This window comes from Metabacillus fastidiosus NBRC 101226, assembly GCF_001591625.1.
Taxonomy (GTDB): Bacteria; Bacillota; Bacilli; order Bacillales; family Bacillaceae; genus Metabacillus; species Metabacillus fastidiosus.
In genome coordinates, this window is sequence record NZ_BCVG01000147.1 from 1 (window position 1) to 7,782 (window position 7,782).

Here is a 7,782-nt window from a genome sequence, read left to right on the forward strand (position 1 = left end):
ACTTCTCTTCCTTGAATTGCTAGAACTTTGAAGGAGAAGTCTTACTGCCGTTAAGCTGGGATAAATTGAAGTTTTTTCATAAATTGATTTTGTTTAAAAGGACAATAACGCTGCATACTAAATCTGTAGGTATTGCCTACCTTGTCTAAATTGAAGCAAAGGAGAGGTTACACTTGACAACTACAACAATGCAAAGAACTCTCTCAGTAGATGACGCCATTAAAAGCCGTCACAGCATTCGAAAATTTATTCAAGAGCCTATATCAAAAGAGGATCTCCATCAAATTTTTGAGCTCGTCCGTTTAACACCGAGTGCCTGGAACCTTCAACCATGGCGATTCCATGTTATAACAGATAAAGCTTTAAAAGAAAAGCTTCAAGAAGCAGCTTACGGGCAGCAGCAGGTTACATCCGCTCCTGCAGTTGCGATCCTTATAAGTGATATGGAAGATGTTCTTGCCAATTTGCCGGAAACTGTTCACCCTGGATTATCTGCTGAACGACAGCAAGATGAAGTAGCAAATCTCTCTTCTTTCTTTGGGGGCATGAGTGTGGAAGAAAGAGGCCAATGGGGATTAACTCAAACAAATATCGCCCTCGGTTTCCTCTTAACTGCAATACAGGGACTTGGATATGCAAGTGTGCCAATGCTTGGCTTCGATCAAGAAAAGGTAAAGGAAATTTTATCACTTCCTGAACATATTAAATTCGCTGCAATGGTTCCATTCGGTAAAGCGGATGCAGAAGGATATGAGCATCATCGCTTCCCATTAGAAAAAATTGTAACTTATTATTAAATGATAAAGGCAGGCCAACAGCCTGCCGTTTTTATTTGATTAAATACTCTTTCAACTGTCTTATTACAAAAATCATTATATAAAGTAAATACTTTAAGGGAATAATGTTTTTGACAATAGATGGAGGTGCTCTAAATGGAAACCGAAAGAGATTATATTCTAGTCGAAGAGGAAGATGGGACAGAAAAACAGTTTGCCGTAGAGGCTCTCTTCGATATAGAGGATAAAACGTATGCTTTTTTACGCTCTGAAGAAGATAAAGAAGATACGATTGTTATGGAAGTAGAAGATGATGAAAGCGGACAATATCTCATTGGCATTGACGACCCTGAAGAAGTCAATATGGTTCTTGATGCATATGAAGTGGCTTTACATGCTGATAAACAGGATAGCTAAAAAGAAATGGATAATATCATTGATGTAATGGACGAACATCTTAAAAAGCAAATTGCCAGTGAAATAAAGGGAATGACATTTACTAAAAATTTCAGATCCCCTACTGCGGAAGAGTGGTATGTGTTTTTGCCAAACTTTAAAGATCCGGCAACAGGCGGTGCAGCCGGAAAAACAATTATTCATTACAATCTTTATGATACAAAACATTTTTTTATTAATACGACGATTATTTTTGATGATCCGGTACTTCACAAAAATGAGAATTATCATCTTGTATATGCAATTTCTGATGAAATTATAAACAGGCTCGTCGGCTACGCGGATACCCTTTTATCCGTTCATTCAGGGACAAATTCGTACAATGCAGAATATAAACAATAAAGCGGCCGAACTTATACGATCAGCAATACTGAGATAAATGGAAAAGAGGGATCAAATTGGGTAATAACCTGATTCAAACAATTAAAGACCATGCTCTACCTTTATACGAAGCAGATGATTTAAACATTCTTTTAAAAGAAATAAATGATCAAAAGTATGTGCTGCTCGGAGAGTCATCCCATGGGACTGCCGAGTTTTATAATATCCGATCTGAAATATCAAAAAAACTGATTACAGAAAAAGGATTCACTTTTCTCGCTGTTGAAGGTGATTGGCCTTCATGCAGACAAGTGAACCGTTATATTAAAGGATGGGATGATAAAAACAAAAGCGCAAGAGATGTATTAGCATCTTTCAACCGCTGGCCTACATGGATGTGGGCTAATGAAGAAATGGCTGATTTTATCGAATGGCTAAAGACATATAATGAAGGACAGCCTGAAGATAAGAAAGTCGGTTTTTACGGAATTGATGTGTACAGTCTATGGGAATCACTAGATGAAATTCTTAATTATTTCCGGAAAACAAACTCTCCGCATACTGAAGCGGCACAAAAAGCATTTGCCTGTTTTGAACCATTTAATCGGAAAGCTGAAAAGTATGCTGCTTCCGCATCTTTCTATTCTGAAGGATGCCATGACGAAGTAGTTGAGCTTTTAACTAAAATTCAATTACATAAAACGAATGAATCAGATTCTGAAGAAAATAGTTTAAACATCGAAGTAAATGCGCTTATCGCGGCAAATGCGGAAAGCTATTACAGAACAATGATTATAGATGATAACGCATCGTGGAATATCCGTGACCGTCATATGGCAGAAGTCCTTAACAAAATAAACGAGTTCTATCATAATAAGGCAAAAGGAATTGTGTGGGAGCATAATACACATGTCGGTGATGCAAGAGCAACAGATATGGCAAATGAAGGACTTGTCAATGTAGGACAGCTTTTACGGGAACGGGAAGGCGAGGAAAATATATTCATTGTCGGATTTGGAACGAACCGCGGCACTGTCATTGCAGCTGAAAACTGGGGAGCAAAACCGGAAAAAATAGTAATGCCCCAAGCGGAAGCAGGCAGTTGGGAAAATATTCTGTATCAGGCTGGACCGGGTAATAAATTATTAATTTTCAACCGTGATAATAAACATCTGTTTCATAATACAGTCAGACATCGGGCAATCGGAGTCGTCTATCATCCGGCACATGAGCATTATGGAAACTATGTGGCTTCGAGAATATCAGAACGCTACAATGCATTTATTTATGTTCACGATACACACGCCCTCCACCCTTTAGAAACAGAACAAGTGTATATATAAGAAAAAAGCAGATCACTTCTGCTTTTTTCTTGTTAATCTGCCTTTCTTCTTTCAAGCAGGACGATATCACGCCAAACTCCATCCAGCTTTCCTATCTTATCTCTCACACCGACTTCTCGGAAACCATATTTATAATGCAGGTTAAGACTTGCAATATTTTCCGGAAAAATCCCTGACTGTAAAGTCCAAAATCCCTCTTGTTCGCTGCTTTCAATTAAAGCTTTTAATAACGCACTGCCAATTCCCTTGCCTTTTGCAAGTTCGCTTATATAAATGCTTACTTCCGCAACACCGGAAAAAGCCGGACGGCTGGAAACAGGTGTTAATGCAGCCCACCCTGCTACTTTCCCTTCTAGACGTGCAACAAGCCTGCATGTTGCAAAATGGTTAGTATCCCAGCTTTCCCATGAGGGAGCTTCTTTGTCAAATGTGGCATTGCCTTTGTTTATTGCTTCTATATAAATGGATTTTACCTGCTCCCAGTCATCTGAAAGCATCTCATTAATAATCATTTCATTATTCATGTCATTTCCTCTATTTCTTCTCATTTTCATATGCTTTATATGCTAACTCATTCATTATTCTAATACAATATAAAAACACCGTCTTTATTTCATTTTGGACGATGTTAACATAATAGCTGCTCAATTTTTAAGATACGGGGTTAATTTATTAATTACCTGTTCCAGCCTTAATGAATTTCTATGATACATTTCCTTCGCCTCTTCTGCCTCTGTAGCTAAGCAAAACAATTCCAAATCTGCCTGACATTTTTTCATCATTGCTAATAATAGTGGTTTTTGCTGTGGGGAAGCAACTTGAATTTTATCATCAAATAAATCAACTGTTAATTGACCATATGTATCTATTTGTGCTAAAAACACATTTTCAAGACTAACCCCTAATTTATCTAGTTCTGTTTCTAACCAGCCACGGTTTCTTCCAGCTGTTGAAAGTGCTTCATTCAATACTTTCCCATCCATAATGACTGTTTGAGTCTCTTTTTCATTAGGTGTTATAAGTCCAAGGTCTTTCGCTGTGATAGGCCGATTTTCTTTTTTTAGTAAAACACTTAAATCACCAGTCGGTTCTAATAGTGCGAACTCAACATCTGCCATTTGAAAAACATCCTTTTTACGGAGAAGCTCTAACAATTCATCAGCTGAATACCTTTCTTTTTTTAAATTATCTTCCATTACTTTTCCATCTTTTATAAAGATTGTTCCCTTTCCATCAACATAGTCCCGAACCTTTTTACTCTTTAAGGATAGGACACCTATACCAAAAGGAATAATACCATAAATAAGCATACCGACAATTCCGTTCCATATGCTTCCGTCAAGTCCCATAATAACTTCCCCTGCAATACTCCCAATTGTGATTCCCGTTACATATTCAAAAAACGATATTTGGGTTAACTGTTTCTTTCCTAAAGCTTTTGTAATGAAGAACAGTATAATCAAAAAAATAATTGCCCTAAAAGCGACATGTAACCATTCCGGCATAAGTACCACCTCTTACAATCAATATTAGAACCCTTTATATTGAAATTCTTCCAACTCTAGCTCGCCAACGCGTTTCTGTAAATCTTCTTTTACTTCTCCCATTACAAGCATCATTTCATGAAAAACTCTCTTTGCTTCTTCATCTTGGGAAACGATTGCTAAATTTGATAGGCTGGCATCGATCCCTTTAACTGTTGCAAGACATTGTTTTACATCTGAACCAACTGTCATATTGAATCACCCTTATCCTTTTGGTTTAAAAATTATTGCTCCTATGAGACCAAAAATAATAGCTGCCGAAATACCTGAACTCGTCACTTCAAACATCCCTGTAATTACTCCAACAATTCCATGCTGTTCTGCTTCAGCCATTGCCCCGTGCACGAGAGAATTCCCAAAACTTGTAATAGGAATTGTTGCTCCTGCACCTGCAAAATCGATTAAAGGTTCATATAAATTAAATCCATCTAAAAGCGCACCAATGACAACTAGTGTACTTAAAGTATGCGCAGGTGTTAATTTAAAAATATCAAACATAATTTGACCAATGACACAAATAAGACCACCGATAACGAAAGCCCAGAAAAAAATCATGTTACCTTACCCCCAATTTCTATTGAGACAGCGTGTGCAATGCATGGTATTGTTTCGCTTTGCTGAAATGTCAGCGGAGAAAGCAATGCTCCGGTAGCAACTACTAGTAACCGTTTAAATTCACCAGCTTTCATTCTATTAAGCAGATGTCCATATACAACAGCTGCTGAACATCCTGCTCCGCTCGCACCAGCAAGAACTGGTTGTCCTTCTCGATAAATCATGAGCCCGCAATCTTGAAAATGTGCTTCCTCTATTTTATAACCATGTTTAATTAAAAGATCTAAAGCAATTTCACGACCAATATGCCCAAGATCTCCAGTTACAATCAAATCATAATAAGATGGATCAATACCTCTTTCTTTTAAATGAACTTGAATCGTATCAACTGCCGCAGGAGCCATTGCGCCACCCATATTAAAAGGATCTGTTAATCCCATATCAATGATTCGACCAATTGTAGCAGATGTTATTCTTGGACCTTCTCCCTTATCTTTTAATAAAGCGACACCAGCCCCAGTTACAGTCCATTGAGCTGTTGGCGGTTTTTGCCCGCCATATTCTGTCGGATAGCGAAATTGCTTCTCTGTTGCGGCATTGTGACTAGACGAACCTGTCATTAAACACGTTGAGCCGCCATGATTAACAATAAACGCTCCAAGTGCTAAGCCTTCCATGGAAGTTGAACAGGCACCGAATAACCCTAAATAAGGTGTTCCAAATGTTTTCAATGCAAAAGTTGTCGGTGTTATTTGATTAATTAAATCCCCGCCGAGAAAAAATTGAACTTGTTCCTTTTGAACATTCGCCTTTTCCATCGCCTTTTGACACGCTTCTTCTATCATTACTTTTTGAGCTTTTTCAAATGAATCCTGTCTAAGCCAAATATCGTCGTGCAATAAGTCAAAATCATTAGAAATCTTTCCCCTTGCCTCGAATGGTCCTCCTACTGTTCCCGTCGAAACAATGACTGGTTCATTTTCGAATAGCCATGTGCGGTGTCCGTTTAGCATTATAAACCACCCCACTGAATGAGGATCGTTTTAATCGTTGCAATTACAAAAGCAGCAAACACTCCAAACATAATGACTGAACCTGCCAGCTTAAACATATTTCCACCGACACCAAGTACAAAACCTTCTGTTCTATGTTCAATAGCTGCCGAAATAACAGCATTTCCAAAACCAGTAACAGGGACGGCTGAACCGGCACCGGCAAATTGAGCGAGTCTGTCATATACGCCAAAGCCTGTTAAAAGCATCGATAAGAAAATCATGACAGCAACGGTTGGGTTACCAGCGGTTTGTTCTGTGAAATCAAAGTTATAAATAAAGAACATTTGAATGAGCTGACCAATTAAACATATGATCCCGCCAACTAAAAAAGCCTTCATGCAATTTTTAACAACAGGTCTTTTCACTTCACGTTGTTCCTGAAATGCTTGATATTCTTGCTGGATAGGAGTTAACTTTTTCTTCTTATTATTTGACATTTTCCCACTCTCTTCTATGTAGTTTCCTTTGAAAGATTTTTAATTCTGTTCATCTCTTTTTCAACTTTCTTTTTGCTCAAATTTTCTGTTCTCATCTTATTCTCTAATTGTTCAAGCTCTAAAAATATTTTTTTATCGGTTGAAATTATTACCTTATAATCAGGATATTGTTTTTGCACTTTTTCTCTCAATTTCTGTTCGATTTCTTTCAAACGGAATCGATCCATATGATCGATCTCAGCTGCAATTAAAAGCTCTTTACCGGAATTAACGGCCCTTACATTTTTCACTTCTTCCTCATTTTCAAGTAATTGTTTCATTATTTCTGTTCCACTCTGACCATGTGAGTTTTTAAAGCTCACATCTGTTACATTCGGTTTATTTGCTCCCTCATTCTTATACATCCCGCTGCATCCAGTCATAACTATAACAAGGAAGAAAATATAAATAATATGTGCTGTATATTTATGCTTCATGCCAAACACCTCAATCTTGAGTATAAGAAAAGCAGATTTTCATAAAGTGAAACTTCTAGGAAGGGTTTTTCCTCGTCGTAACTGATCATCCGTCTGTATAATATAGAAAATCTAGGATGATTTCTGTTGCTCTGATAGTTAATCTTCTACCGATCTTTTATTTTTCACAATTTTTTAGATAAGGGTCTTACTACCCGTTCTATGTAGGAATAAAGCCAAACTTAAATTATTCGTTAACAAAAGACTGGTTTTGAACCAGCCTTTTATTAACCATTATTACTGCTTATACTGTGGTTCTTCTTCCTGAATTGCATGTAGACGAGGTGTAATACTATCAATCACAGACTGTGTCTGTTTTGCTGCATCTTGATAAAGTGTTTTTGCTTGCTGATTATCAGTGCTTAATGAAAATGTTTCAAAACTGGCTTGTGCACTTTTTAAGCCAGCTAAAACTGTTTGAATATCTTTTACAACTGTCAAAGTAACCCCTCCTCAAAATGTAAGCATGTATAGATTGTATAAAAATTGAAATAACTATACGTACAATAATGATAAATTTCGAAGGTATTACATTCGTACTATGACTGAATCGCTACCTGCTGTACAAACTTTATTTTGCATTTGTTCGATTTCATGTAATTTTTGATTATTATATTCCATTAACTTTATAAGATAATTCATTTGATGTTCAAGCTGAAGCATCCTTTGCATTACCTGCTGTATATCTGACCCGTCAGAAGAAGTTTGATATGACTGCATATGAAGAATCCACCCCCGGCGATTAGTAAAAGCTTTTATCCCAGCCTTAACGGGCAGTAA

The 7,782-nt window shown here is 37.2% G+C and carries 13 protein-coding genes; 4 read left to right on the forward strand and 9 right to left on the reverse strand.

Annotated elements, in window-relative coordinates; all coding sequences use genetic code 11:
* Positions 1-173: 173 nt before the first annotated feature.
* The 4 genes from BFA01S_RS20000 to BFA01S_RS20015 all read left to right on the forward strand — a co-directional run bounded on the left by BFA01S_RS20000 (position 174) and on the right by BFA01S_RS20015 (position 2,896).
* Positions 174-797 (forward strand): nitroreductase family protein, encoded by a 624-nt coding sequence (locus BFA01S_RS20000; RefSeq protein ID WP_235843084.1) that lies wholly within the window; start codon positions 174-176, stop codon positions 795-797.
* A 135-nt stretch (positions 798-932) separates the two neighbouring features.
* Complete coding sequence (locus BFA01S_RS20005; protein WP_066235122.1) at positions 933-1,193, forward strand: DUF1292 domain-containing protein; 261 nt, start codon at positions 933-935, stop codon at positions 1,191-1,193.
* Between the two features lie 6 nt (positions 1,194-1,199).
* The gene (locus BFA01S_RS20010) at positions 1,200-1,574 is read left to right on the forward strand and encodes a hypothetical protein (protein ID WP_066235125.1); all 375 of its coding nucleotides are present in this window, start codon (positions 1,200-1,202) and stop codon (positions 1,572-1,574) included.
* A gap of 56 nt (positions 1,575-1,630) precedes the next feature.
* Entirely contained in the window at positions 1,631-2,896 is a 1,266-nt protein-coding gene (locus BFA01S_RS20015; protein WP_082800100.1) for an erythromycin esterase family protein, read from the forward strand.
* Between the two features lie 32 nt (positions 2,897-2,928).
* Here BFA01S_RS20015 and BFA01S_RS20020 read toward each other — a convergent pair whose 3' ends face one another.
* The 9 genes from BFA01S_RS20020 to BFA01S_RS20060 form a co-directional block, all read right to left on the reverse strand.
* Positions 2,929-3,420: a GNAT family N-acetyltransferase gene (locus tag BFA01S_RS20020; protein WP_066235130.1), complete on the reverse strand. Its 492-nt coding sequence runs from the start codon at positions 3,418-3,420 to the stop codon at positions 2,929-2,931.
* A gap of 120 nt (positions 3,421-3,540) precedes the next feature.
* Positions 3,541-4,401, reverse strand: coding sequence for a DUF421 domain-containing protein (locus BFA01S_RS20025; protein WP_066235134.1), 861 nt, complete (start codon positions 4,399-4,401; stop codon positions 3,541-3,543).
* A gap of 24 nt (positions 4,402-4,425) precedes the next feature.
* Positions 4,426-4,632: a DUF1657 domain-containing protein gene (locus tag BFA01S_RS20030; protein WP_066235136.1), complete on the reverse strand. Its 207-nt coding sequence runs from the start codon at positions 4,630-4,632 to the stop codon at positions 4,426-4,428.
* Positions 4,633-4,644: 12 nt separating this feature from the next.
* The gene (spoVAE, locus tag BFA01S_RS20035; RefSeq protein ID WP_066235139.1) at positions 4,645-4,995 is read right to left on the reverse strand and encodes a stage V sporulation protein AE; all 351 of its coding nucleotides are present in this window, start codon (positions 4,993-4,995) and stop codon (positions 4,645-4,647) included.
* Positions 4,992-6,008, reverse strand: coding sequence for a stage V sporulation protein AD (spoVAD, locus tag BFA01S_RS20040; RefSeq protein ID WP_066235141.1), 1,017 nt, complete (start codon positions 6,006-6,008; stop codon positions 4,992-4,994). The genes spoVAE and spoVAD overlap by 4 nt, the downstream gene beginning before the upstream one ends.
* Positions 6,008-6,487, reverse strand: coding sequence for a stage V sporulation protein AC (spoVAC, locus tag BFA01S_RS20045; RefSeq protein ID WP_066235145.1), 480 nt, complete (start codon positions 6,485-6,487; stop codon positions 6,008-6,010). Before spoVAC ends, spoVAD begins: the two co-directional genes overlap by 1 nt.
* Positions 6,488-6,501: 14 nt before the next feature.
* On the reverse strand, positions 6,502-6,963 hold the full coding sequence (locus tag BFA01S_RS20050) for a YhcN/YlaJ family sporulation lipoprotein (RefSeq protein ID WP_066235147.1): 462 nt from the start codon (positions 6,961-6,963) through the stop codon (positions 6,502-6,504).
* A 276-nt stretch (positions 6,964-7,239) separates the two neighbouring features.
* Positions 7,240-7,443, reverse strand: coding sequence for a DUF1657 domain-containing protein (locus BFA01S_RS20055; RefSeq protein WP_066235148.1), 204 nt, complete (start codon positions 7,441-7,443; stop codon positions 7,240-7,242).
* Between the two features lie 87 nt (positions 7,444-7,530).
* On the reverse strand, positions 7,531-7,782 hold a 252-nt coding region (locus BFA01S_RS20060), incomplete at its 5' end, for a hypothetical protein (protein WP_235843085.1).

Coding starts and splice junctions, on each gene's coding strand:
- BFA01S_RS20010 (WP_066235125.1), top strand. CDS start 1,200: ATGGATAATATCATTGATGTAATGGACGAACATCTTAAAAAGCAAATT.
- BFA01S_RS20030 (WP_066235136.1), bottom strand. CDS start 4,632: ATGACAGTTGGTTCAGATGTAAAACAATGTCTTGCAACAGTTAAAGGG.
- spoVAC (WP_066235145.1), bottom strand. CDS start 6,487: ATGTCAAATAATAAGAAGAAAAAGTTAACTCCTATCCAGCAAGAATAT.
- BFA01S_RS20005 (WP_066235122.1), top strand. CDS start 933: ATGGAAACCGAAAGAGATTATATTCTAGTCGAAGAGGAAGATGGGACA.
- spoVAE (WP_066235139.1), bottom strand. CDS start 4,995: ATGATTTTTTTCTGGGCTTTCGTTATCGGTGGTCTTATTTGTGTCATT.
- spoVAD (WP_066235141.1), bottom strand. CDS start 6,008: ATGCTAAACGGACACCGCACATGGCTATTCGAAAATGAACCAGTCATT.
- BFA01S_RS20050 (WP_066235147.1), bottom strand. CDS start 6,963: ATGAAGCATAAATATACAGCACATATTATTTATATTTTCTTCCTTGTT.
- BFA01S_RS20025 (WP_066235134.1), bottom strand. CDS start 4,401: ATGCCGGAATGGTTACATGTCGCTTTTAGGGCAATTATTTTTTTGATT.
- BFA01S_RS20020 (WP_066235130.1), bottom strand. CDS start 3,420: ATGAATAATGAAATGATTATTAATGAGATGCTTTCAGATGACTGGGAG.